Genomic DNA, 25,168 nt, shown 5'->3' with positions numbered 1-25,168 from the left:
GGTACGGATCGATGTCGGACAGTAACTCACCCCGCAAGTCGGCTCCTGCCAACGGGAGCAAGGCCGGCGGTCCGGCTTCGACCGAATACGACGTTCTGGAAGGGCGCCTCGGGTTCGTACTCGAGCGCGCCCTTCTGGTGCGTGCCCTGACGCATCGTAGTTTCGCCTACGAGAACGGCGGGCTGCCCACCAACGAGCGCCTGGAGTTCCTCGGCGACTCGGTGCTGGGCTTGGTCGTGACGGACACCCTCTACAAGCTCCACCCGGAGGTTGCCGAGGGCACGCTCGCCAAACTGCGTGCCGCGGTGGTCAATTCGCGCGCCCTGGCCGAGGTCGGCCGTGGCCTCGAACTGGGCACCTTCATCAGGCTCGGCAAGGGCGAGGAGGGGACCGGTGGCCGTGACAAGTCGTCGATCCTCGCCGACACCGTCGAGGCCGTGATCGGCGCCATCTACCTGGATCAGGGGCTGGACGCCGCGACCGACTTCGTCCACCGCCTGTTCGACCCGCTGATCGAGGAGTCCTCTCAGCTGGGCGCGGGCCTGGACTGGAAGACCAGTCTTCAGGAGCTCACCGCCTCGGTGGGCATCGGCGTACCCGAGTACGTGGTCGCCGAGTCCGGCCCCGACCACGAGAAGACCTTCGACGCCGCCGCGCGGGTGGCCGGCGAGGACTTCGGGCACGGCAGCGGCCGGTCGAAGAAGGAAGCCGAGCAGAAGGCAGCGGAGAGCGCCTGGCGCGCGATCCGGGCCAAGTACGCGGAGCAGCTCAACCCCACCAGCTGACACCAGAGTTGAGGCGGCAGGCGTGCCCGAACTCCCCGAGGTCGAGGTGGTCAGGCGCGGCCTGGCCCGCTGGGCCGCCCCGGGGCGGCCCCCCCGGGCGGCCCGGCGCCCGCGGGGCGGCGCCGACGAGTTCGCCGCCCGGCTGACCGGGACGACCCTGGGGGAGGCGCAGCGCCGCGGCAAGTACCTCTGGGTGCCGCTCGGCGGCGACCAGGCGCTGATCGGCCACCTCGGCATGAGCGGCCAACTCCTGGTCCAGGACGCCTCGGTGCCGGACGAGACGCATCTCCGGGTCCGGCTACGGTTCACCGACGGCGGGCGCGAACTGCGCTTCGTCGACCAGCGCACCTTCGGCGGCCTCGCGGTGGAGGAGTCCGAGCCGGGCGACCCCGAGTCGACCCCGCTCTCCATCGCCCACATCGCCCGCGACCCGCTGGACTCGCGCTTCGACGACGGTGCCTTCATAACCGCGCTGCGGGCCAAGCGGACCACCGTGAAGCGGGCCCTGCTCGACCAGACGCTGATCAGTGGCGTCGGCAACATCTACGCGGACGAGTCGCTCTGGCGCGCCAAGCTGCACTACGAGCGCCCGACCGCGACCCTCACCCGGGCCCAGGCCGCCACCCTGCTCGGCCACGCCCGCGACGTGATGAACGCCGCCCTCGAGGTCGGCGGCACCAGCTTCGACAGCCTCTACGTCAACGTGAACGGCGAGAGCGGCTACTTCTCCCGCGAGCTGGACGCCTACGGGCGCGAGGGCGAGCCCTGCCGCCGCTGCGGCACCGCCGTTCGGCGCGAGCCGTGGATGAACCGCTCCAGCTACTTCTGCCCCAAGTGCCAACGCCCGCCGCGTTAGGCACACGCCCAGGTAGTACACGCCAGGGGCTCGGGGCTCTGCTGATGGGCGGCTCCGCCGCGGGGCGACGCCGACCTCTGCAAAGGTCACCCGTGCGTTGGTGGGCAGGCACTTTCGCAGTGACCCGAACGCCAGATCTCCTCGCAGTTCCCCGAGCCCCTGGACCGTGGACGGTCAGCGCACCGAGGTGAGTTCAGCCTCCTGGGCGGTGTCCTCTTCGCCCTGGCCGTAGTAGGCGACGCCGACCGCGCTGACGACGGCGAGGACGAAGCCGAAGGCGGCCAGCCAGCCGAGGCCGGCCCGGGAGGAGTCGCCGAGCCAGATGACGCCGACCGCGCCGGGGATGACGGTCTCGCCGACCACCAGGGCGGCGGTGGCCCCGTTCACCGAGCCGATCTGCAGCGCGATGGTGTGCAGGTACATCCCGCCGATCCCGCCGATCAGGATCGCGTACAGGGCCGGGTCGGAGACCAGCTGCCCGAGGTCGAACGGCTCGATGCCGTTCAGGATCCGAACCCCGACCCCGAGGGCGCCGAAGCCGAGCCCGGAGAGCAGACCGGCCACGATCGCCCCGCTCGCCCCCAGCCGCCGGACGATCAGCGCGCCGCCGCCGATGATCGCGACCGAGGCGCCCAGCAGCCACCAGTGCACGGACATCGCGGCGTGGTGCCCGCCCTCGGGCCCGGCCGCCACCGCGAGCAGGATCAGGGCGGCGCACAGGATCGCGATCGAGGCCCACTCCGGCCGCTTCAGCCGGATGCCGAGCAGCTTGATGCTGAGCACGGCGGTGACCACCAGGTTGGCGCTGATGATGGTCTGGGAGAGGAAGAGCGGGAGCAGCCGGGCGGCCAGCGCGCCGAGCCCGAAGCCGATCAGGTCGAGCACCGTGCCGAGGATGAACTCCCAGGTGACGGCGGCCTTGGCGGTGGAGGAGAGGTTGGGCCCGCCGTGTTCGGTGACTCCGGCGGAGCGGCCGTTGGCGGCCGCCTCCTCACGGGCGGAGCGGCGTGAGCCGACCGCCTGGAGTACCGAGCCGGTGCCGTAGCAGGCGGATGCCGCGACGGCGGTGACGAGGCCCAGGATCACCGGGTGCTCCGATCTGGATGTGGCAGGCGTGGTGGATCAGGCACCACTATGCCCGCTCCGGCCGGTGGTCTCGTCAGCCACCAGGAGGACCGGAGCTCGTCCCCACGGCGGGGGAGCCGCCGACCGGAGGTATGGGGCCGAAGGCCGTTCGTACGAGTAGCGTCGAAACATGAGAACCACGCAGCTCTGCCGCTCGAAGGCGACCGCCCTCCTGGCGCTGGTGCTGGCCGCCCTGCTGCTCCTGCCCGCCACCGCCGCCTCGGCGGCGGCGAGTGGGGTGGAGGAGGCGGCCCGGGTGCTGAAACAGGGTCAGGTCTATGTCGACCCGGCGATGGCCGGGCGGTTGTCCACGGCCGAGGCGGCCGCGCTGACCGAGCGGATCAGGCAGGCCGACAAGCCGGTTTTCGTCGCGGTGGTCCCGGCGAGCGATCAGTACCCGGCCCGTACGGTTGCCACCGATCTGCGGACCAGGGTCGGCGTGACCGGCCTGTACGCGATCTGGCGGGGCGAGGAGTTCAGGGCCTTCGCGGACCCGGCGGCGATCTCCACCGCCGCTGCGAACAACCTGGCCGGTGCGGCGTTGCGGGCCCACCCCGGGGACGTCAACGGCACGTTGAACGACTTCGTGGGCCAGGCGGTCGGCCAGGTCAAGGGCAAGGGCGTGGCGGCCTCCGCCGACAGCGGCGGGGGCGGGGTGGCGGCGATCGTGGTGCCGGTGGCGCTGCTGGCGTTGGCCGGCACCGGCGTGTTCCTGCTGTTCCGCCGGTCGAAGCGGCGCAAGGAGGAGCAGGCGCAGGTCGCGCTGGCTCAGCTGCGGGTGGTGGTGGACGAGGACATCACCGCGTTCGGCGAGGAGCTGGACCGGCTGGACTTCGCGCCCGGCGACCCGGCGGCGGACGACGCCCAGCGGGCCGACTACGCGCACGCGCTGGACAGCTACGACGGCGCCAAGCGCGCGATGGACTCGGCGACCGCGCCAGGGCAGGTCCGTCCGGTGACCGAGGCACTGGCCGACGGCCGGTTCGCGCTGGCCACCCTGACGGCCCGTCGGGAGGGGCAGCCGCTGCCGGACCGGCGTCCGCCGTGCTTCTTCGACCCCCGGCACGGCCCGTCCGCCAAGGACGCGGACTGGGCGCCCGCCGGGGCGGCGCGCCGTACCGTCCCGGTCTGCGCCGCGGACGCGGCCCGGCTGGCGGAGGGTCGGGAGCCGGAGATCCGTACCGTGCAGACCGAGCACGGCCGGGAGCCGTACTGGAACGCGGGCCCGGCGTACAGCCCGTGGGCCGGTGGCTACTTCGGCGGCGGGATGCTGCCGGGGCTGCTGGTCGGCACCATGCTCGGCTCGATGATGGCCTCGCCGGGCACGGCCTGGGCGGCCGGCGGTGAGGGCTACCAGGGCGGCGACAGTTCCGGTGCGGACTTCAACCCCTCGGACTTCGGCGGCTTCGACGGTGGCGGCGGCGGTGACTTCGGAGGCGGAGGGGACTTCGGGGGCTTCTGAGGCGGGTGGTGTGAAGCCCCTTGCTTGCTGATCATCAGAGCGCTATCAGTACGATGATCAGCTAGAACCGCAGCGAGGGGCAGTTTTCATGGGGGAGCAAGGCTTCCGGGTAGAACCGGGTGCACTCAGGGCGTACGCGGCGCTGGTCGAGGCCCAGGCGGAGCGGATCGCGGAGATCCAGTCCCGGCTGGCCTCGGTCACGCTGAACTCGAACGACTTCGGCATGCTGCCGGACGCGCAGAACCTGTACGAGGCGTACGAGGAGCACGCGGAGGTGGAGCAGCAGAACTTCGCCGACCTGCGCGAGTTGCTGACCGACACCGCCGAGGGCCTGCAGCACTCGGCGGACAACTACGAGAGTCACGACACCGCGATCGCCTCGGTCTACGGGGGTGGCCGGTGATCCCCGGGACGGACGTCTCCTTCGGGGAGGCGGGAGCCGCGTACAAGTGGACCCGCGACTTCGTCAACACGCCCTTCGAGGCGCTGCCCAGCTTCACGAACCCGGTCTCCGAGGGTCTGGACGCCGGGCTGGACGAGTTCGTCAAGGGCGCGCTGGACTTCCTCGGGCTGATGGACATGCTGGAGGAGGTCACCGGCGAGCTGGAGACCCTCACCAACGCCGCGCAGGAGTGGCAGGCCCAGGCGAAGGCGATGCAGGAGGTCGCCAACGCGCTGCGCGAGGGCGGCACGACGCTGGCCGGCCAGTGGGAGGGCCAGGCGTCCGCCGCCTTCGGCACCCACATGGGCACGGTGGTCGAGGCCATCGAGAGCACTGCCGCCGACATGAACGAGGTGGCCCAGATCATCAGCCAGGCCGCCGCGGCCTGCGAACTGGCCGAGAACCTCGTCATCGGCCTGATCCGCGAGGCGATCGAGGTCCTGATCGGCACCATGGCCGCGATGATCCTGGTCGACATCATCACGCTCGGCGCCGCCACCGTGGTCAACGCCCTGGTGGTCGAGGCCGAGGTGTCGGTCTACGTCATGCGGATCGCCTCGGTGTCGCGCAAGCTGGCCACGGCGCTGGGCAAGCTGATGGACGCGGTGCGCAAGATCCAGACCACCGGGAAGTCCTTCAAGAACATCAAGGAGGGCCTCCAGGCGGCCAAGGCGGTCCGCAAGATCGGCGGCGCGGGTAACCGCTTCGGCACCGCGAAGGACCTGCTGACCAACCCGAACCTCGGCACCCTCGGCGAGTTCGCCACCGCACGCGGGGTGAAGACCGTCTTCGGAGCGGTCAAGGGCGGCATCGCGACCGGCGTCGGGATCGGTATCGGCGCGGGTGACTTCGGCGGCGCCTTCACCGATGCGGCCAAGGACGACGCCGCGGTCGACGCCGCCACCGGCGCGCTGGACGGCGGCCCGCACGCGAAGCCGTACCGAGTGCCGCAGACCCGGGTCGAGGAGGCCTTCGGATGAGCCAGTACGTCGAGCCGCGCCCGCTGGGCGGCGAGTCCTACCGCCCGCTGTTCGCCCCGCTGCTGCAGCCGGGCGAGCAGATCCACGCGGTGGCCGAACTCACTCTCAGCGACCTGATCCGCCGGGTCCCGCGCAAGTACCGCCCGGGGGCCGCGACCAGGGGGGCGATGGCCGCCTTCGGTGCGTTGTTCGAGCTGGTGGCCGTCATCGCGGAGCTCCTGTTCGAGGCGGTCTTCGGCTTCTTCCGGATGATCCGCCGGATCACCCGGGGCCGGGGCCTGCAGGGTGGCTGGGGCAGCCAGGCCGGACAGTTCGTGATCGCGGTGCGGCACGGGTACGAAGGCGCGGCGCCGATGGACAACAACCGCGCGGTGCTGGCCTTCACCGACCGCCGCATCCTGCTGGCCGACCACCTGGTCAGCGTGGGCCTCAAGCCGCTCGGTGAACTGCCGTACGGACGGATCCGCCGGGTCGAGGACCGCACCGGCGGCGTCTCCGACCGGGTCGACCTGCACTTCGCGGACGGCTCGCTGGCCGCCCTCTCCCAGGGCACGGACGAGGCCCGGGCACTGGTCGCACTGATCCGCTGAACCCGCGGACGGCCCCGTTGCTGTGCATCGCCTAGGGTCGAGCCATGCACAGCAACGATCCGGTCCGCTGCACCGCCTGGGTGCGCGGCAAGGTGCAGCAGGTCGGCTTCCGCTGGTGGACGCGGGCCAGGGCGATGGAGATCGGGCTGACCGGGTACACCAGCAACCTCGGTGACGGCCGGGTGCAGGTGGTGGCGGAGGGCAGCCACGCCGACTGTGAACGCCTGCTGGCCCTGCTCCGCGGGCCCGACACCCCCGGCGCCGTCACCGGTGTCACCGAGATCTGGAGCGCGACCGGCGACGGTTACGAGACCTTCTCGATCCGCTGACCATCCGCTGACGCCACCCGCACGGGGGCGGCCCGGCAAGTGCCGGTGTCAGGCGGTTGCCTTCTGGGCAGACTCGTGGTTGACTCCGCAGCGAGCAGTGATCCATCTGATGCACGGATGGACCCCCGCCCGGCCGCACGGCGTGTCCTTCCCGCCATGCAGGTGACAGGGTCGCGGTAGCGTGCGGTGATCGTGTTGACCCGTACCGTCTTTGGTGAGACGCTGAAAGCCCGCGCACCAATATGCGTTCTCCCGGCAGGGTCATGCCGTCGTGAGCCCAGCTCACACGGCTCTCCCGTAGTGCCCAGCCAGCACTTCCGGCCCGCGGACGGGTGCGTGACTCCCCTTCCCCCTAGACCCATACCGCACAGGTTCGGTCACTCAGCGTGGAGGACCATTCATCATGGCAAAGGCGCTTCTCGGGTACGTCGGCGGCCCCGACCCGCGAATGCTTTCCGAGATGCGACGGCTTCAGCAGCGCGTCCAGGACCTGGAATCCGAGCTCATTCGGATGCAGGCCGAGAACGACGCACTCATCGCTGTCGCTGACGAGCACTCGCTGCTCAGCAGCATCGAGTTGGATCAGCGGGAGCCGGCACTCACCTGATCCGGACCCGGTCTTCACTGATCGACGCTGCTGCGCACTGAGCTTCCCGTACGGGTCGCAGCTTTCGAGGGACGCCCGCGTGGCGTCCCTTCGTCGTACGCGGAACCTTTTGCCAGGGAGAGTGCCCAGCCCCGGCGTGGCCAAACCGCCGCCTGCCCGGTCGCCGTCCGTACTGCCGGATACAGTCGGCAAACGGACGAAGAAGCCGAGGTGAGGAGAGCGGGCGCGTGCATCTGAAGAGTCTGACGCTGCGCGGGTTCAAGTCCTTCGCCTCCGCCACCACGCTGCGCTTCGAGCCCGGCATCACCTGCGTGGTCGGGCCGAACGGCTCCGGCAAGTCGAACGTGGTGGACGCGCTCAGCTGGGTGATGGGCGAACAGGGGGCCAAGTCGCTGCGCGGCGGCAAGATGGAGGACGTCATCTTCGCCGGCACCAGCGGCCGCCAGCCGCTCGGCCGGGCCGAGGTCAGCCTCACCATCGACAACTCCGACGGCGCGCTGCCGATCGACTACGCCGAGGTGACCATCACCCGGACGATGTTCCGCAACGGCGGCAGCGAGTACGCGCTGAACGGCGACACCTGCCGGCTGCTGGACATCCAGGAGCTGCTCTCCGACTCCGGCATCGGCCGGGAGATGCACGTGATCGTCGGGCAGGGGCAGCTCGACTCCGTGCTGCACGCCGACCCGATGGGCCGCCGGGCCTTCATCGAGGAGGCGGCCGGGGTGCTCAAGCACCGCAAGCGCAAGGAGAAGGCGCTGCGGAAGCTGGACTCGATGGCCGCCAACCTCAACCGGGTGCAGGACCTGGTGGCCGAACTGCGTCGTCAGTTGGGCCCGTTGGGCCGACAGGCGAAGATCGCCCGGCGGGCCGCCGGGATCCAGGCCGAACTGCGGGACGCCCGGCTGCGGCTGCTCGCCGACGACCTGCTCACCCTGCGAAAGGCCGTCGAGGCCGAGATCGCGGACGAGCTGGCGCTCCGGCTGCGGCGTTCCACCGTCGAGCAGGAGCTGAGCCGGGCGCAGCAGCGCGAAGCCGTTCTGGAGGCCCAGGTCCAGCAGCTCGGGCCGCAGCTGGAGGAGACCAGGCAGACCTGGTACCGGCTCTCCGCGCTGGCCGAGCGGACCAGGGGGACGGTCGGGCTGGCCGAGGCCCGGGTGCGGCACGCGGTCAGCAGTGCGCAGGGCGAGGAGCGGCGCGGGCGGGACCCGGAGGAGCTGGAGCGGGAGGCCGAACGGACCCGGGAGGAGGAGGCCGCGCTGACCGAGGCGCTGGAGGAGGCGCAGTACGCGCTGGCCGAGGCGGTCGAGCGGCGGGGCGAGCTGGAGCGTGAACTGGCGGTCGAGGAAGGCCGGTTGAAGGCTGCGGCGCGAGCCATCGCGGACCGCAGGGAGGGGCTGGCCCGGCTGCAGGGCCAGGTTGCCGCCGCCCGTTCCAAGGCGGCCGGGGCGCAGGCCGAGATCGGTCGGCTGGCCGAGGCCGGGGACGAGGCGGTGTTGCGGGCCGAGGCGGCGCAGGCGGAGTTCGAGGAGCTCCAGGCCCAGGTGGACGAACAGGCGGCCGGGGACGAGGAGTTGGACGCCGCCTACGAGCGGGCCCGGGCCTCGACGGCCGGTGCGGAGGCCGGGGTGGCCGCCGTCCGGGATGCGCTCGGGCTGGCCGAGCGTGAGCGGGCCGGGCTGCTGGCCAGGCACGAGGCGCTCTCGCTCGGGCTGCGGCGCAAGGACGGCAGCGGGGTGCTGCTGGCGGCGGGGGAGCGGTTGGCCGGGGTGCTCGGTCCGGCCGCCGAGCTGCTCAAGGTCGAGCCCGGGTACGAGACGGCGGTGGCGGCGGCGCTCGGCGCGGCGGCGGAGGCCGTCGCGGTGGACGGGTTGGACGCGGCGGTGGCGGCCCTGCGGTTGCTGCGCGGCGAGGATGCCGGGCGGGCGGCGCTGCTGATCGGCGGGGTCCGGCCAGGGGGCGGCGAGCGCGGCGGTGCGGCCGGGTTGGTGAGCGGACCAGCCGAGCTGATGCCCGCCGTGGCCGCGCTGCTAGCCCGTACCGTGGTGGTGGACGGGCTGGACGAGGCGCGTCAACTGGTCCAGGACCGGCCGGAGTTGACCGCCGTCACCCGGGACGGCGACCTGCTGGGCGCCGGGTACGCGCAGGGGGGTGCGGCCGGGGCGCCGAGCCTGCTGGAGACCCGGGCGGCGGTGGACGAGACGGCCCGGAGGATCGAGCAGCTGGCGGAGCGGTGCGAGCGGCTGGCCGGCGAGCTGGCCTCGGTGACCGCCGAGCGACGTGAACTGGCGGCCGGAGTCGAGGAGTTGGCGGCCCGTCGGCGGGCGGCCGAGAAGCAGCGGGCCGGTGTCGCCGGAGCGCTCGGCAGGCTCGGCGGGCAGGCCAGGGCGGCGGCGGGGGAGGCCGAACGGCTGGCCGCCTCGGTACGGCGCGCCGAAGAGGGCCTGGCCCAGGCGCTGACCGCGGCCGAGGAGCTGGCCGAACGCCTGGAAGGGGCCGAGGAGTTGGCCGACTCCGGGGAGGACGAGCCGGACGGCGCCCGGCGGGACGAACTGGCCGGCGGAGCCGCCGAGGCCCGGCAGGCCGAGCTGGAGGCCAGGCTCGCGGTCCGTACCCACGAGGAGCGGGTGCGCGGTCTGAGCGGCCGGGCCGACCAGCTGGACCGGGCGGCCAAGGCCGAGCGCGAGACCAGGGCCCGGGCGGCCGAGCGGCGGGCCCGGGCCCGGTACGAGGCCGAGGTGGCCGGGGCGGTGGCGGCCGGGGCGCGGCAGCTGCTGGCCAGGCTGGAGATCTCGCTGACCCGGGCCGAGGCCGAGCGGGCCGAGGTGGAGCAGGCCCGTGCCGAGCGGGAGACCGAGCTGCGCACCGGTCGTGAGCACGGCCGCGAACTCAAGGGCGAGCTGGACAAGTTGGTCGACGCGGGCCACCGGGACGAGGTGCTCCGGGCGGAGAAGCGGCTGCGGATCGAGCAGTTGGAGGCCAAGGCGCTGGAGGAGTTCGGCATCGAGGGCGAGGAGCTGCTCGCCGCCTACGGCCCCGCGCAGTTGGTACCCCCGCCGCTGCCGGAGGAGGGTACGGAGCCGGGCGAGCCGCGCCCGTACGTCCGGGCCGAGCAGGAGAAGCGGCTGCGGGCCGCCGAGAAGGCGTACCAGCAGCTCGGCAAGGTCAACCCGTTGGCGCTGGAGGAGTTCGCGGCGTTGGAGGAGCGGCACCAGTTCCTCGGTGAGCAGTTGGACGACCTGAAGCGGAGCCGGCGGGACCTGCTGGAGATCGTCAAGGACGTGGACGTCCGGGTGGAGCAGCTGTTCACCGCCGCGTACCACGACACGGCGGCGCAGTTCGAGGGTGTGTTCTCGCGGCTCTTCCCCGGTGGGGAGGGGCGGTTGGTGCTGACCGACCCTTCGAGCATGCTGACCACCGGGGTGGAGGTGGAGGCCAGGCCGCCGGGGAAGAAGGTGAAGCGGCTCTCGCTGCTCTCCGGCGGTGAGCGCTCGCTGACGGCGGTGGCGCTGCTGGTGTCGATCTTCAAAGCCCGCCCCAGCCCGTTCTACGTGATGGACGAGGTGGAGGCGGCCCTCGACGAGACCAACCTGCGGCGGCTGATCGCCATCATGGAGGAGCTGCGGGAGAGTTCACAGCTGATCGTGATCACCCATCAGAAACTCACCATGGAGTCGGCCGACGCGCTGTACGGCGTCACCATGAAGGGGGACGGGATCTCCCAGGTGATCAGCCAGCGGATGCGGGAGGAGCACCGCGAACGCCCGGCGCGCGCGGTGCCCCGGCAGCAGCAGGAGACCTCGGTCAGCTCGGAATGAGCTCGCGGGGTTCCTCGGTCTCCGGCTCGGTCTCCACGGCAGCCGTCCTGGCCTGCGGGAGCAGCGAGCAGACCAGCGCGCCGACCACGATGGTGACCACCCAGGCCAGGCCGTTGCGGCCGATCCAGCTGTCCGCCCACGGCCCGGCGAACCAGACCTCGGTGGGGCTCGGCGCCGCCCGGGTGAACATCAGGCCGGTGCCGATCGCCAGCACCCAGGCGGTGAGCGCCTGCCGGCAGAAGCCGCCCTTGAACCAGTACGCGCCGCGCGGGGTGGTGTCGGGTTCCGGCCGAGGCCGGTGACCACCGCGCACCCGGCCGTGGCGCTCGCTGTCGGGGACGGGTTCGATGCCGCGGGTCTCGGCGGCGTGCTTCTCGGCCATGGGGCAAAAAGGTATAAGTTGCCCCGAATAAGTCATAAGGGGCGAATGTCACCGTTCTCGGGGACGGGTCTGTCGCGGATACTGGGTCTGTTATGGACTATCTGATCCTTGCCGTAGTCATCGCCGTGGTCGCCGTCGGTGCGATCGCGGGCCTCGTCGTCAGCGGCAGACGACGTAAGCAACTGCCTCCCAAGGCCGAGGCGCCCGTCATCACGCCCCCGCGCGAGCCCGGGGTCGGCGAGGAGTCAGCGACCCCGACTCCCGAGCCGGTCAAGACCGTCGAGGAGGTGACACTCCCGCCGGAGGCGCTCGTTGTCGAGGCGCCTGCTCTGGAGGTGCCGGAGCCCACCGCCGGACGACTCGTCAGGCTGCGCGGCCGACTCTCCCGTTCGCAGAACTCGCTCGGCAAGGGGCTGCTCACGCTGCTCTCGCGCGAGCGGCTGGACGAGGACACCTGGGAGGAGATCGAGGAGATCCTGCTCACCGCCGACGTCGGCGTGACGCCCACCCAGGAGCTGGTGGACCGCCTGCGTACCCGGGTCAAGGTGCTCGGCACCCGGACACCGGACGACCTGCGGGCCCTGCTGCACGAGGAACTGGTTGCCCTGATCGGCACCGAGGCGGACCGCTCGCTGAAGACCGCCAAGCACGAGGACGGCCGTCCGGCCGTGGTGCTGGTGGTCGGCGTGAACGGTGTGGGCAAGACCACCACCTCGGGCAAGCTCGGCCGGGTGCTGGTCGCCGACGGGCGCAAGGTGGTGCTCGGCGCGGCCGACACCTTCCGTGCGGCCGCCGCCGACCAGCTGCAGACCTGGGGCGAGCGGGTCGGCGCTGCCACCGTCCGCGGCCCCGAGGGCGGTGACCCCGCCTCGGTCGCGTTCGACGCGGTCAAGGAGGGCATCGCCGAGGGCGCGGACACCGTGCTGATCGACACCGCAGGACGGCTGCACACCAAGACCGGCCTGATGGACGAGCTCGGCAAGGTCAAGCGGGTCGTCGAGAAGCACGGCCCGGTGGACGAGGTGCTGCTGGTGCTGGACGCCACCACCGGTCAGAACGGGCTGGTGCAGGCGCGGGTGTTCGCCGAGGTGGTGGACATCACCGGGATCGTGCTCACCAAGCTGGACGGGACCGCGAAGGGCGGGATCGTGATCGCGGTGCAGCGGGAGCTGGGCGTGCCGGTGAAGCTGATCGGACTGGGCGAGGGCGCGGACGATCTGGCGCCGTTCGAGCCGGGGGCGTTCGTGGACGCGCTGATCGGGGAGTAACCGAGTCAAGGCATAGCCAGGGGCTCGGGGAACGGCGGCGATCACCTTTTTTGAGGTTGGCGTCGCAGTTCCCCGAGCCCCTGGTCGTTGCTGTCCGAGCGCAGCTAGGCCGTCCAGGCGGGTTCGGCGGTGCGTTCGCGGGTGCGGTGGCAGGCGTACGCGATGGTGCCGAGGAGGAGGCGGGCCTCCGGGGGACAGGCGGCGCTGTCACGGCAGGGGCGGCGGAGCCAGCGCGCGGGGCCGAGCGCGCCGAGGATGGTGGGCGGGGCGGCCACGTAGTCGCCTTCGCCGTGGCAGGCCAGGTCGAGGGTGGTGTCGTCCCAGCCCATCCGGTAGAGGAGTTCGGGCAGTCGCTGGGCGGCGCCGGGGGCCACGAAGAAGAGCAGCCGGCCGGTCGGCAGGCCGAGCACGGGGCCGACCTGGGTGCCCATCCGTTCCAGTCGGACCAGGGCCTGCAGGCCGGGTTGGGCCGGGGCGTCCAGGACGTCGAACGAGCGGCCGGTCGGCAGCAGCAGGGCGGCCTCGCCGCCGCGCAGGCGGTTCAGGTCGGCGGTGCCCACGCCGGTGGCCGGGTCGACGGTGTGCGCGGGGCCGAGCCCCTGGTGCAGGCCGGGTGCGGCGCAGTGGGCGGCCGGGCAGGCGCAGCGGCCGTCGGTGCGGGTGGTGCCGGTGCCGACCGTCACCGCCCAGCCCCAGCGGCCGGTGTACTCCGCGGCCGCTTCGAACGCGGTACCGCGAAGACGGCGGCGGGAGCCGAAGCGCAGCTCGCCGAAGAGGTTGTCCATGCCTCCCCCAACAGGTTCGGATTGCCGGTGGTTACGGGGATGTGACGGTCCGTCGATTGTCCGGCCTGAAGCGGGTCGCGTGTTGGCGGCGCGCAGCAGTCGGAGTGCTCCGATTCGCGCGGTCAGGGCCAGGAGGCTCCTTGCGTCGGTGTCACGGATACCGGATCGTCGGTGCTGCACGGGAGTCCCCTTCCTGGCCGGATGGCCTGTCGGGCCGTCAAGATCCCTGTGAATTCGGCGAGTTGGGCCGCTGCTTCATCGACTACCAGTGAAGCGCGCGGTGCCCTTGCGTAGTTCACTCGTGGGGGTGGCGAAAGGTGGCGATTCTCGGGTGATGCTCCCCCGGATGGCGGTTGCCACGTTACGTTCAGCACACGGAACGCAGCGGACCGTCCACATCGGGCGGGTAAGAGGCGGACAGAGCGGGCGAAGACGAGCGGGGCCTCTGGCGGGGCCGGGCGGGATGGGGACGTTCCCATGGCAGAGAAGCAACCGAACGAGAAGCTGACCTCGTGGTTCGGCCGGAGTGGCTGGTCCAAGGGCGAGTTGGCCCGTCAGGTGAACCGCAGGGCTCGGCAGATCGGCGCGCACCACGTCAGCACCGACACCTCCAGGGTGCGCCGCTGGCTGGACGGGGAGCAGCCCAGGGAGCCGATCCCGAAGATCATGTCCCAGCTGTTCTCCGAGCGGTTCGGCTCGGTGGTCTCGATCGAGGACCTCGGGCTACGCACCGCCGTCCCGGTGAGCACCGTGGAGAGCGGCGTCGACCTGCCGTGGAGCGCGCCACAGACGGTGCAGCTGATCAGCGAGTACTCGCGCAGCGACCTGATGCTCAACCGCCGTGGCTTCCTCGGCACTTCGCTCGCGCTGACCGCGGGCGCCGCGCTGATCGAGCCGATGCAGCGCTGGCTGACCCCCAACCAGGGCGGCGTGCCGACCCCGATCCTCGCGGCGGCCACCGGCGGTGAGCAGTTCTCCGGCCGGCTCTCCGAGCCCGAGCTCCAGCTGCTGGAGCAGACCACGGTGATGTTCCGTCAGTGGGACGCGCAGAACGGCGGCGGCCTGCGCCGCAAGGCGGTGGTCGGCCAGCTGCACGAGGTCACCGACCTGCTGCAGGAGAGCTACCCCGAGCAGACCACCAAGCGGCTGTTCCGGCTGACCGCCGAACTCGCCCACCTGGCGGGCTGGATGTCGTACGACGTCGGCATGCACCCGAGCGCGCAGAAGTACTACGTGCTCGCCCTGCACGCGGCCAAGGAGGCAGGGGACCGGCCGTTCGGCGCGCAGATCCTGACCGACATGAGCCGCCAGATGATCCACCTGAACCGGGGCGAGGACGCCCTGGAGCTGATCCACCTGGCCCAGTACGGCAGTCGGGACAGCGCCAGCCCGCGCCAGCAGTCGCTGCTGTTCGCGATGGAGGCCCGGGCCTACTCCACCATCGGCGAGGTCAACCGCTGCGCCCGGGCGGCCCGGCTGGCCGAGGACACCTTCAGTGACTGCGCCCGGGGCGACAACGACCCGGACTGGCTGAAGTTCTTCTCGCTGGCGGAGCTGAACGCGGAGAACGCCCACTCCTACCGGGACTTGGCGTACCACACCACCCGCAGCCCGCTGTACGCCTCGATGTCCGCGCCGGTGATGGAGCGCGCGGTGGACCTGTTCCGGGAGGACCCGGACCACGTCCGCAGCTACGCCTTCAACCTGATCGGCATGTCCAGCGTGCACCTGCTGCAGAACGAGCCGGAGCAGGCCGTGGTGATGGCCAAGCAGGCGGTGGACATCGCCACCCGGGTCCGCTCCGAGCGGCTGAACACCCGGATCAGGAAGACCTCGGCCGCCGCCACCCGGAACTTCAGGGACGTCGCCGAGGTGGGTCAGCTGGCCGACCTGGTGGTGCAGGACATCCCGGAGTTCGTCCCCACCGGCTGATCCCACGTCACGGTTCGGTTTCGGCCAACTCCACCCCGTACCCCGGCCGTGGGGCCACCAGAGGTCTGTACGCGATCGGGCTCCCCCGCCCCCGCCGCCCCTGGAGCCCCACGGCCGGTGACCGTCCGGGCACCCGGCGTCCGACCGGGCCGTACGGTAACCCATGGTCTGTCATGGCACGGCCGTAGTTCATCTCCTCGTAACGTCGTGGTCCGGCCCGTCACGGTCGCGAAACACCGAGCCGCATCGGCCGAAATCAGCCTTCGGCACTCTCCTCTTCATCGCCGACACTCCAGGTGGCACGGGACAGGGATCCTGCGGGTGGAGCGGCATTCATTCACGAGGAGACGCCGATGCCGGACGGCTTCAGCGCGGGCGATACCGCCTTTGTATTCATCTGTGCGGCCCTGGTCATGGTGATGACACCTGGCCTGGCCTTCTTCTACGGCGGAATGGTCAGGGTCAAGAGCACGCTCAACATGCTGGTCATGAGCTTCATCTCGCTCGCGATCGTCAGCGTGCTCTGGGTGCTCTACGGCTACTCGCTCGCCTTCGGTCCGGACGCGGGTGCCGGCCTGATCGGCAACCTCGACTTCCTGGGCATGCGCGGCATCGGCCTGAACGACCTCACCGGCACCATCCCGGTCACCGCGTTCTCCGCCTTCCAGCTGATGTTCGCGATCATCACCCCGGCGCTGATCAGCGGGGCTGTCGCGGACCGCGCCAAGTTCGCCGCCTGGGGCCTGTTCATCGGGCTCTGGGTGACGGTGGTCTACTTCCCGGTCGCGCACTGGGTGTTCTTCTTCGACGGCGGCAACGGCGGCTGGCTCGGCGACCGCAACGGCGTGATCGACTTCGCCGGCGGTACCGCGGTGCACATCAACGCCGGTGCGGCGGGCCTCGCGCTCTGCCTGGTGCTCGGCAAGCGGATCGGCTTCAAGAAGGACCCGATGCGTCCGCACAGCCTGCCGCTGGTGATGCTCGGCTCCGGTCTGCTCTGGTTCGGCTGGTTCGGCTTCAACGCCGGTTCGGCGCTGGCCGCCAACGGTGTCGCGGGCATGGCCTTCATCAACACCCAGGTGGCCACCGCCGCAGCGGTGCTCGGCTGGCTCGCCTACGAGAAGATCAGGCACGGCGCGTTCACCACGCTGGGCGCCGCCTCCGGCGCGGTCGCCGGTCTGGTCGCGATCACCCCGGCCTGTGGTTCGGTCAGCCCGCTCGGCGCCATCGCGATCGGCCTGATCGCCGGTGCGGCCTGCGCCGCCGCGATCAGCCTGAAGTACCGCTGGGGCTTCGACGACTCGCTCGACGTGGTCGGCGTGCACCTGGTCGGCGGTGTGATCGGCTCGCTGCTGATCGGCCTGTTCGCCACCGGGCACGTCGGCCAGACCGCGCAGGGCCTGTTCTACGGCGGCGGGGTCGAGCAGCTCGGCAAGCAGGCGATGGGTGTCGTCGTGGTCGGCCTGTACTCCTTCGTCGTCTCCTGGCTGCTCGGCCAGGCGATCGACAAGACGATCGGCTTCCGGGTCTCCGAGGACGTCGAGGTGTCCGGCATCGACCAGGCCGAACACGCCGAGTCCGCCTACGACTTCAGCGCGGTCGGGGCCAGCCTGGGCCGGACCGCCGTCGCCACCCCCGTCGCTGCCGCCACCGCTGAGAAGAAGGCCGAGGTCGACGCCTGATGAAGCTCATCACCGCAGTCATCAAGCCGCACCGTCTGGACGAGGTCAAGACCGCGCTCCAGGAGCACGGGGTGCACGGACTGACCGTCACCGAGGCCAGCGGCTACGGCCGGCAGCGCGGCCACACCGAGGTCTACCGGGGCGCGGAGTACACCGTCGACCTGGTGCCCAAGGTCCGGGTCGAGATCCTGGTCGAGGACGACATGGCCGAGGAGGTCATCGAGGTCCTGGTGAAGGCCGCCCGCACCGGCAAGATCGGTGACGGCAAGGTCTGGAGCGTCTCGGTCGACACCGCCGTCCGAGTGCGGACCGGCGAGCGCGGGCCGGACGCGATCTAGCATTCGACGCAAGGTCCTTGGCGGGCCGGTCACCCCTCGGGGCGGCCGGTCCGCCGGACGCATATCCGGAAGTCCCGCAGCACCGACGGACGGGGAACTCGCCGTGAGCAGCACCGACCAGCCCTCCGAGTACGCCGCCGCCCGGACCCGCCTGCTGGCGGAACCCGGCCTGGGCGGCACGGCCCGCCGCACCGCGCTCTCCCGGCTGGCCGACGGCTGGCTCGCGGGCCTGTACGCGACAGCCGGCGCCCCGTCAGGTACCGCGCTGGTGGCGGTCGGTGGCTATGGCCGCGGCGAGCTCTCCCCGCGCAGCGACCTGGACGTGCTGCTGCTGCACACCGGCCCGATCGACCCGGCGCTGCCGGAGCGGATCTGGTACCCGGTCTGGGACGGCGGCGCCGCGCTGGACCACGCGGTCCGCACCCCCGCCGAGGCCCGCGCGGTGGCCGCCGAGGACCTCAAGGCCCAGCTCGGCCTGCTGGACGCCCGGCACCTGGCCGGTGACCCGGAACTGACGGCGGAGCTGCGCTCGAACGTCCTGTCCGACTGGCGGGCCACCGCGCCGAAGCGACTCCCCGAACTCCGGCAGTCCTGCCTCGAACGGGCCGAGCGGCACGGCGAGTTGTCGTTCCTGCTGGAGCCCGACCTGAAGGAGGCCAGGGGCGGCCTGCGGGACGTGGTGGCGCTGAACGCGATCGCCGCCAGCTGGCTGGCCGACGCCCCCCGGGACGGTCTGGAGGCGGCCGCCGCCCGGCTCGCCGACGTCCGGGACGCGCTGCACCTGACCACCGGCCGGGCCACCGAACGGCTCACCCTGCAGGAGCAGGACCAGGTCGCCGCCCGGCTCGGTGTGCTGGACGCCGACATCCTGCTCCGGCAGGTGTACGAGGCCGCCCGCACCATCAGCTACGCCGGGGACGTCACCTGGCGGTCCGTCGAACGCGTGCTGGCCGCCCGCACCGGCCGGGGCCGCCGGGTCTCCCGGCTGGCCTTCCCGTTCACCGGCGTCGGCCGGGGCAGCGGCGCGGTGGCGCGCGGCGTGGTGGACCGCCGGCCGCTGGCCGAGGGCGTGGTCGAGCAGGACGGCGAGGCGGTGCTCGCCCAGGGCGCCAGGCCCGGGCAGGACCCGGTGCTGGCGCTGCGCGCGGCGGCCGCCGCCGCGCAGGCCGGTCTGACGGTCGGTTACGCCACCGTGCGCCGGCTGGCCACCGAGGCCAGGCCGCTGCCGGTGCCCTGGCCGGACGAGGCCAGGGAGCAGCTGATCACCCTGCTGGGCGCGGGCGAGGCGGCCATCCCGGTCTGGGAGGCGTACGAGGCGGAGGGTCTGATCACCCGTCTGCTGCCGGACTGGGAGCGGGTCCGCTGCCGTCCGCAGCGCAATGCGGTGCACCGCTGGACGGTGGACCGGCACCTGATCGAGACCGCGGTGAAGGCCGCCGCGATGACCCGCCGGGTGGCCAGGCCCGACCTGCTGCTGGTGGCCGCGCTGCTGCACGACATCGGCAAGGGCTGGCCCGGGGACCACTCGGAGGCGGGCGAGGTGATCGTCCGGGACGTGGCGGCCCGGATGGGCTTCGACAAGGCGGACACCGACACTTTGGCCCTGCTGGTGCGCCACCACCTGACGCTGGTGGACACCGCGACCCGGCGCGACCCGGACGACCCGGCCACCGTCGACCTGATCACCAAGGTGGTCGGCACCCTGCCGCACCTGGAACTGCTGCACGCGCTGACCGAGGCGGACGCCACCGCCACCGGACCGGCCGCCTGGAGCGGCTGGCGGGCCTCGCTGGTGCGCGGTCTTGCCGAGCGGGCGGCCGAGCGGCTGGCCGGCGGCAGCTCGTACCCGGCGGACGCCGAGCCGACCGCCGAGGAGGAGCGGCTCGCGGTGGAGGCCGGACGCACCGGCGGCCCGGCGCTCACCCTGCTCGCGCAGACCCAGCAGGACTCGTTCGCCACCGAGCCGATGGGCGTCGAACTGACCCTGGCGCTGCCCGACCAGCCGGGCCTGCTCGGCACGGTGGCCGGGGTGCTGGCGCTGCACCGGCTGACGGTCCGTTCGGCCGGGCTGCGCGAGCTCGACCCGGTCGGGGCTGGGCCGGTCCTGCTGCTGTCCTGGACGGTGGCGGCGGAGTACGGCGAGCTCCCGGAGGGCGCGCGCCTGCGGGCCGACCTGCGCCGGGCGCTGGACGGCTCGCTGGACGTGGCCCGCAAGCTGGCCGAACGGGACGCGGCCGCCCCGCGCCGCCGGGGGATCGCCACCCCGCCGCCGGTGGTCACGGTCGCACCCGGCGGCGCGTCCAGCACCGCCACCGTGCTGGAGGTCAGGGCGCACGACGCCCCCGGCCTGCTGCACCGGATCGGCCGGGCGCTGGACGCGGCGGGCGTCCGGGTCCGTACCGCGCACGTCTCCACCCTCGGCGCGGACGCTGTGGACGCCTTCTACGTGACCGATCCGGCGGGTCGTCCGCTGACCGCCGAGCGGGCCCGCGAGGTGGCCTCGGCGGTGCAGGCGGCGTTGGGGTAGCCGGGTTTCGACCGGGGTGGGGACCGTTGGTGAAGCGGCCGGATACCCTGGGGGCGACGACCGTACTAGTACCGATGCCGCAAGGGACCCGCGACCGACGTGTTCGACACTCTTTCCGATCGCCTCGCAGCGACGTTCAAGAACCTCCGGGGCAAGGGCCGCCTCAGTGAGGCGGACATCGACGCCACCGCCCGTGAGATCCGGATCGCGCTGCTGGAGGCGGATGTCGCCCTCCCGGTGGTCCGGGCCTTCATCAAGCAGGTCAAGGACCGTGCGCTCGGCGTCGAGGTCACCGGCGCGCTGAACCCGGCCCAGCAGGTCGTCAAGATCGTCAACGAGGAGCTCATCAACATCCTCGGTGGCGAGACCCGACGCCTCCGCTACGCCAAGACCGGCCCGACCGTCATCATGCTGGCGGGTCTGCAGGGTGCCGGTAAGACCACCCTGGCGGGCAAGCTCGGCCACTGGCTGAAGAGCCAGAAGCACACCCCGCTGCTGGTCGCCTGCGACCTCCAGCGCCCGAACGCGGTCACCCAGCTCGGCGTGGTGGCCGAGCGCGCGGGCGTCGCGTTCTACGGCCCGCAGCCCGGCAACGGCGTCGGCGACCCGGTGCAGGTCGCCCGCGACTCGATCGAGTACGCCAAGCAGAAGCAGTACGACGTGGTCATCGTCGACACCGCCGGCCGCCTGGGCATCGACGCCGAGCTGATGCAGCAGGCCGCGGACATCCGCGCCGCGGTCGACCCGGACGAGGTCCTGTTCGTGGTCGACGCGATGGTCGGCCAGGACGCGGTGGTCACCGCGCAGGCCTTCCTCGAGGGCGTCGACTTCACCGGTGTGGTGCTGTCCAAGCTGGACGGTGACGCCCGCGGTGGTGCCGCGCTGTCGGTCGCGCACGTGACCGGCCGTCAGATCATGTTCGCCTCCAACGGCGAGAAGGTCGACGACTTCGACGCCTTCCACCCGGACCGGATGGCCTCCCGGATCCTCGGCATGGGCGACATGCTGTCGCTGATCGAGAAGGCCGAGCAGACCTTCTCGCAGGCCGAGGCCGAGAAGATGGCCGCCAAGCTGCAGGGTGGCGGCAAGGACTTCACGCTGGACGACTTCCTGTCCCAGCTGGAGCAGGTCCAGAAGATGGGCTCGATCTCGAAGCTGCTCGGCATGCTGCCGGGCATGGGCCAGATCCGGGACCAGATCAACAACATCGACGACAAGGACGTCAACCGGGTCGGCGCGATCATCAAGTCGATGACGCCCGCCGAGCGGACCGAGCCGAAGATCATCAACGGCTCGCGCCGGCTGCGGATCGCCAAGGGCTCGGGTGTCCAGGTCGGCGAGGTCAGCAACCTGGTCGAGCGGTTCTTCGAGGCCCGCAAGATGATGGCCGCGATGGCCTCCGGCAAGGGCATCCCCGGTATGCCGGGCATCCCCGGCATGGGTGGCGGCGGCAAGAAGGCGCTGAAGAAGGCCCCGGCCGCCAAGGGCAAGCGCAAGTCCGGCAACCCGCTGAAGCGGGCCCAGGAGGAGGCGGCCGCCGCCGAGCGCAAGGCGCTCGGCCCGGGTGCCCCGGCCGCGCCCGCCGAGGGCGGCACCGGTGGTGCGTTCGGCCTCGGCGCGGGCAAGGGCCCGGCCGACTTCCAGCTGCCCAAGGAGTTCAAGGACCTGCTCTGAGCGGTCCACGGCCGACGGCCCGTCAACCCGACCGGGGTGGCGGGCCGTCGTGCTGTTCCCGGCATGTTCGATGATGGAGGGGTGCGAGTGACGATTCGACCCCCGATGACAGCCGACGCCGGACCGTACGCCGAGGCGGTGCGCCGCTCCGCCGAGCACGTCGGGCGGTGGAACCCCGTCGAACCGGACGGCCTGCCCGAGCTGTTGGAGCGTCAGGGCCCAGGGCTGCGGACCTTCCTGATCGCCGACCTGGCCACCGGCGGCCTGGTCGGCAAGTGCAACGTGGCCAACATCGTGATGGGCCGGTTCTGCAACGCCGCCCTCGGCTACGACTCCTACCTGCCGTACGCCGGCACCGGGCGGATGACCGAGGGCATGCGGCTGGTGGTGGACCGCTGCTTCGGGCCGCAGACCGACGGCGGGCTCGGGCTGCACCGGCTGGAGATCAACGTCCAGCCGGAGAACGAGCGCTCCATCGCACTGGCCCGCCGGCTGGGCTTCCGGCACGAGGGCTTCACCCCCCGGATGCTGTTCCTGGACGGCGCCTGGCGCGACCACGAGCGGTTCGCCCTGACGGCGGAGGAGTGGACCGGCGTCACGCCCGGTCGGTGAGGAACGCGGTCACGCCCGGCGGCGCGGTCCGAGGGAGCGCCGCCCCCGCCCCCGCCGCGCCGGAAGATGCCCGGCGGTTGGATCGGACTGGTGCTCACCGCGCTGGCCGTCTTCCTGATCGCCGAAGCGCTGCTGAACTACTTCGGGGGTGGGGCCAGTACGACGATCTCGTACACCGAGTTCAACAGTCAGCTCGGCAAGGGCAACGTCACCAAGATCTACTCCAAGGGCGACGCGATCGAGGGCACCCTGAAGGCCGCCGCCCCCAAACCGGACGGCGGCCGCGGGGACTACACCGAGTTCACCACCCAGCGCCCGGCCTTCGCCGACGACCAGCTCTGGACCACCCTCCAGCAGCAGAACGTCACCGTCACCGCCGAGCCCGTGGTCCAGCAGCGCAGCTTCCTGGCCAACCTGCTGCTCTCGCTCGCCCCGATGCTGCTGCTGGTGCTGATCTGGGTGCTGGTGGCCCGGAAGATGGCCGGTGGGATGGGCGGCGCGGGCTTCGGCAGGAAGGCCCCGCCGAAGCCGGTCGCCCTCGAGGACGGCAAGCGCACCACCTTCGCCGACGTGGCCGGCATCGACGAGGTCGAGGCCGAACTCACCGAGGTGGTCGACTTCCTGAAGAACCCGCAGGAGTACCGCAAGCTCGGCGCCAAGATGCCGCGCGGCGTCCTGCTGGCCGGACCGCCCGGCACCGGCAAGACCCTGCTGGCGCGGGCCGTGGCCGGCGAGGCCGACGTGCCGTTCTTCTCCGCCTCGGCCTCCGAGTTCATCGAGATGATCGTCGGCGTCGGCGCCGGCCGGGTCCGCGAGCTCTTCGCCGAGGCCAGGAAGGTGGCGCACGCGATCATCTTCATCGACGAGATCGACACCATCGGCCGCCAGCGCGGCGGCGGCGGGGGGATGGGCGGCCACGACGAGCGGGAGCAGACGCTCAATCAGATCCTCACCGAGATGGACGGCTTCTCCGGCTCCGAGGGCGTGATCGTGATCGCGGCCACCAACCGGGCCGAGGTGCTCGACCAGGCACTGTTGCGCCCCGGCCGTTTCGACCGCCGGATCACCGTCAGCCCGCCGGACCGGGACGGCCGGGCCGCGATCCTGGCGATCCACAGCCGGGCCGTCCCGCTCACGCCCGAGGTCGACCTGCGCCAGGTCGCCAAGGTCACCCCCGGGATGACCGGCGCCGACCTGGCCAACCTGGTCAACGAGGCAGCCCTGCTCGCGGTCAAGCGCAAGCAGGAGCAGGTCAACCCGGCCGACCTCTCGGACGCCCTGGAGAAGGTCCAACTGGGTGCCGTCCGCCCGCTGGTGATGCCGCAGGAGGAGCGCGAATGCACCGCCTTCCACGAGAGCGGGCACGCGCTGCTCGGCATGCTCCAGCCGGGCGCCGACCCGGTCCGCAAGATCACCATCGTCCCGCGCGGCCGGGCCCTCGGCGTCACGCTCTCCACCCCCGACACCGACCGGTACTCCTACACCGAGCCCTATCTGCGCGGCCGGATCATCGGCGCACTCGGCGGGATGGCCGCCGAGCAGGTGGTCTACGGCGTGATCACCACCGGCGCGGAGAGCGACCTGGAGCAGGTCACCAACATCGCCCGGGGCATGGCAGGACGCTGGGGGATGAGCGAACGGGTCGGCCGGCTCACCGCCGTGCCCAACGACACCCAGGGCGCGTACGGGCTGTCGGCCGCCCCGACCACGCTGGACGCGGTGGACGAGGAGGCCCGGCGGATCGTCGCGGAGTGCTACGACGACGCGGTCCGGCTGCTGAAGGAGCACCGGCCGCAGTTGGACGCGCTGGCGGGCGCACTGCTGGAGGCGGAGACGCTGGACGAGGAGGCGGCGTACCGGGCGGCGGGGGTCGATCGGAAGGCGCTCGACCTGGCCTGAGTCCCGACCTGGCGTGAGTTGCGGGGATCGTGGGGCGCGTCCGATGTCGGGCGCGCCCCTTGGCGTCGGTACGCGTTCAGTTCACCCGGTCGCCGACCACGTAGCGGAACACGTTGACCATCCGGACCGAGGTGTCCGGACGGACGAACGGGTGCAGCGCCTCCTCCAGCTCCTTCACCACCAGGGCCGACCCGGCCGCCGTCACGGCCGGGTCGAACAGGCCGGTGGAGAGCATGCCGCGGACCGCGCTGTCCAGATCGGCGTAGGCGAACGGGCAGGTCACCCGGCCACCACCGGCCGGCCGAAGCCCGGCCGCGCCGAGCAGCTCCTCCAGCCGCCCGGGCGCGCCGAGCGCGAAGGGGTCACGGACCGGCGTACGCCCCGCCTGCCGCAGGGCCACCTCGAGCACGGCCGCGCTCTCGCAGCGCTCCGGCGGTCCCCAGGAGGCCAGCACCAGCTGACCGCCCGTCAGGGTCCGCCGGGCGGCGGCGGCCACCAGCCGGGTGGGCGAGGGGGTGGTCTGCAACTGCTCGAAAACCGTGACCAGGGAGTGGGCCGAGTGGGCGACGGACTCCGCCGTCCGGGGAGCCTCCTGCACCTGCAGCCGACGACCCTGCGCCAGCTCGCGCAGCTCGGTGTCCGACTCCAGCCCGGCCACCTGGGCACCTCGTTCGGCAGCCAGCAGCAGAGCCAGCCCCGACCTGCAGCCGAGGCCCAGCACGGACGTCGCCGGACCGACCTCCAACCGCTCGTAGACGGCCTGGTAGAGCGGGACGAGCATCCGCTCCTGGATCTCCGCCCAGTCCCTGGCCCGACTGTGCGGGCCGGTACAGACGGGTGTGCGGAGTCGCTCCGAGGTCGTGCCGGTCACCTGCGCCGAAGCCATCGCGGCCTCCATCCGGTCCTTGGGTGATTGCTGCCAACGCGCCCCCCAGAGTCCCGCCCCGAGACCAGCGAACAGCGCCCGGGCTCCGGCGTCCAGAGGTGTACCGGGTGGTGTCCGCGCGCCGGGCCGGTGCGCCCCCAGCGCTCCCCCGCTGAAACGGATTCACAGTCAGGGCCTTCGGCCCCGTAC

General features: G+C 72.1%; 21 protein-coding genes. 17 read left to right on the top strand and 4 right to left on the bottom strand.

Going from position 1 to position 25,168, the window contains the following annotated elements; all coding sequences use genetic code 11:
- The first annotated feature begins 11 nt into the window (after positions 1-11).
- Positions 12-785, top strand: coding sequence for a ribonuclease III (rnc, locus tag ACXJMZ_RS17100; RefSeq protein ID WP_057232270.1), 774 nt, complete (start codon positions 12-14; stop codon positions 783-785).
- A gap of 22 nt (positions 786-807) precedes the next feature.
- Positions 808-1,641 (top strand): bifunctional DNA-formamidopyrimidine glycosylase/DNA-(apurinic or apyrimidinic site) lyase, encoded by an 834-nt coding sequence (mutM, locus tag ACXJMZ_RS17095; RefSeq protein ID WP_457030898.1) that lies wholly within the window; start codon positions 808-810, stop codon positions 1,639-1,641.
- 174 nt (positions 1,642-1,815) lie between these two features.
- Here mutM and ACXJMZ_RS17090 read toward each other — a convergent pair whose 3' ends face one another.
- The gene (locus ACXJMZ_RS17090) at positions 1,816-2,727 is read right to left on the bottom strand and encodes a hypothetical protein (protein ID WP_457030897.1); all 912 of its coding nucleotides are present in this window, start codon (positions 2,725-2,727) and stop codon (positions 1,816-1,818) included.
- Between the two features lie 169 nt (positions 2,728-2,896).
- Between ACXJMZ_RS17090 and ACXJMZ_RS17085 the strand changes: the two genes are divergently transcribed.
- The 7 genes from ACXJMZ_RS17085 (at position 2,897) to smc (ending at position 10,994) form a co-directional block, all read left to right on the top strand.
- The gene (locus ACXJMZ_RS17085) at positions 2,897-4,228 is read left to right on the top strand and encodes a hypothetical protein (RefSeq protein WP_457030896.1); all 1,332 of its coding nucleotides are present in this window, start codon (positions 2,897-2,899) and stop codon (positions 4,226-4,228) included.
- A gap of 88 nt (positions 4,229-4,316) precedes the next feature.
- A complete protein-coding gene (locus ACXJMZ_RS17080; RefSeq protein ID WP_457030895.1) occupies positions 4,317-4,631 on the top strand; it encodes a WXG100 family type VII secretion target in 315 nt (104 codons plus the stop codon).
- A complete protein-coding gene (locus ACXJMZ_RS17075) occupies positions 4,628-5,650 on the top strand; it encodes a WXG100 family type VII secretion target (RefSeq protein WP_457030894.1) in 1,023 nt (340 codons plus the stop codon). The genes ACXJMZ_RS17080 and ACXJMZ_RS17075 overlap by 4 nt, the downstream gene beginning before the upstream one ends.
- Positions 5,647-6,240, top strand: a complete 594-nt coding sequence (locus tag ACXJMZ_RS17070; RefSeq protein WP_457030893.1) for a hypothetical protein — start codon at positions 5,647-5,649, stop codon at positions 6,238-6,240. Before ACXJMZ_RS17075 ends, ACXJMZ_RS17070 begins: the two co-directional genes overlap by 4 nt.
- A 44-nt stretch (positions 6,241-6,284) precedes the next feature.
- The gene (locus tag ACXJMZ_RS17065; RefSeq protein WP_457030892.1) at positions 6,285-6,569 is read left to right on the top strand and encodes an acylphosphatase; all 285 of its coding nucleotides are present in this window, start codon (positions 6,285-6,287) and stop codon (positions 6,567-6,569) included.
- 403 nt (positions 6,570-6,972) lie between these two features.
- Positions 6,973-7,176, top strand: coding sequence for a hypothetical protein (locus ACXJMZ_RS17060; protein WP_057232290.1), 204 nt, complete (start codon positions 6,973-6,975; stop codon positions 7,174-7,176).
- A 227-nt stretch (positions 7,177-7,403) separates the two neighbouring features.
- On the top strand, positions 7,404-10,994 hold the full coding sequence (gene smc, locus ACXJMZ_RS17055; RefSeq protein WP_457030891.1) for a chromosome segregation protein SMC: 3,591 nt from the start codon (positions 7,404-7,406) through the stop codon (positions 10,992-10,994).
- On the opposite strand, the gene ACXJMZ_RS17050 is transcribed toward smc, so the two are convergent.
- The gene (locus tag ACXJMZ_RS17050; RefSeq protein ID WP_457030890.1) at positions 10,981-11,376 is read right to left on the bottom strand and encodes a hypothetical protein; all 396 of its coding nucleotides are present in this window, start codon (positions 11,374-11,376) and stop codon (positions 10,981-10,983) included. The two genes, smc and ACXJMZ_RS17050, sit on opposite strands and share 14 nt — an antisense overlap.
- 92 nt (positions 11,377-11,468) lie before the next feature.
- Here ACXJMZ_RS17050 and ftsY point away from each other — a divergent pair, with 92 nt between their 5' ends.
- A complete protein-coding gene (gene ftsY / locus ACXJMZ_RS17045) occupies positions 11,469-12,644 on the top strand; it encodes a signal recognition particle-docking protein FtsY (RefSeq protein ID WP_457030889.1) in 1,176 nt (391 codons plus the stop codon).
- A gap of 104 nt (positions 12,645-12,748) precedes the next feature.
- Here ftsY and ACXJMZ_RS17040 read toward each other — a convergent pair whose 3' ends face one another.
- Positions 12,749-13,429, bottom strand: a complete 681-nt coding sequence (locus ACXJMZ_RS17040) for a bifunctional DNA primase/polymerase (RefSeq protein ID WP_457030888.1) — start codon at positions 13,427-13,429, stop codon at positions 12,749-12,751.
- A gap of 477 nt (positions 13,430-13,906) precedes the next feature.
- On the opposite strand from ACXJMZ_RS17040, the gene nsdA reads away from it, so the two are divergent.
- From nsdA to ftsH, 7 genes are all read left to right on the top strand, one after another.
- Positions 13,907-15,361, top strand: coding sequence for a transcriptional repressor NsdA (nsdA, locus tag ACXJMZ_RS17035; protein WP_457030887.1), 1,455 nt, complete (start codon positions 13,907-13,909; stop codon positions 15,359-15,361).
- Positions 15,362-15,714: 353 nt separating this feature from the next.
- Complete coding sequence (locus ACXJMZ_RS17030) at positions 15,715-17,043, top strand: ammonium transporter (RefSeq protein WP_457030886.1); 1,329 nt, start codon at positions 15,715-15,717, stop codon at positions 17,041-17,043.
- Positions 17,043-17,381 (top strand): P-II family nitrogen regulator, encoded by a 339-nt coding sequence (locus ACXJMZ_RS17025; protein ID WP_057232299.1) that lies wholly within the window; start codon positions 17,043-17,045, stop codon positions 17,379-17,381. The genes ACXJMZ_RS17030 and ACXJMZ_RS17025 overlap by 1 nt, the downstream gene beginning before the upstream one ends.
- A 103-nt stretch (positions 17,382-17,484) precedes the next feature.
- On the top strand, positions 17,485-19,908 hold the full coding sequence (locus ACXJMZ_RS17020) for a [protein-PII] uridylyltransferase (RefSeq protein ID WP_457030885.1): 2,424 nt from the start codon (positions 17,485-17,487) through the stop codon (positions 19,906-19,908).
- 99 nt (positions 19,909-20,007) lie between these two features.
- Positions 20,008-21,582 carry a signal recognition particle protein gene (ffh, locus tag ACXJMZ_RS17015; RefSeq protein ID WP_457030884.1) on the top strand — a complete coding sequence of 525 codons (1,575 nt, stop codon included), beginning with the start codon at positions 20,008-20,010 and terminating at the stop codon, positions 21,580-21,582.
- 63 nt (positions 21,583-21,645) lie between these two features.
- Positions 21,646-22,194, top strand: a complete 549-nt coding sequence (locus ACXJMZ_RS17010) for a GNAT family N-acetyltransferase (RefSeq protein ID WP_457030883.1) — start codon at positions 21,646-21,648, stop codon at positions 22,192-22,194.
- Between the two features lie 66 nt (positions 22,195-22,260).
- On the top strand, positions 22,261-24,093 hold the full coding sequence (gene ftsH, locus ACXJMZ_RS17005; RefSeq protein WP_457030882.1) for an ATP-dependent zinc metalloprotease FtsH: 1,833 nt from the start codon (positions 22,261-22,263) through the stop codon (positions 24,091-24,093).
- Positions 24,094-24,169: 76 nt separating this feature from the next.
- Here ftsH and ACXJMZ_RS17000 read toward each other — a convergent pair whose 3' ends face one another.
- Positions 24,170-24,979 (bottom strand): class I SAM-dependent methyltransferase, encoded by an 810-nt coding sequence (locus ACXJMZ_RS17000; RefSeq protein WP_457030881.1) that lies wholly within the window; start codon positions 24,977-24,979, stop codon positions 24,170-24,172.
- Positions 24,980-25,168: the final 189 nt, after the last annotated feature.

The organism is Kitasatospora sp. P5_F3, assembly GCF_054049135.1.
This window is presented reverse-complemented; position numbering and strand designations above follow the sequence as displayed.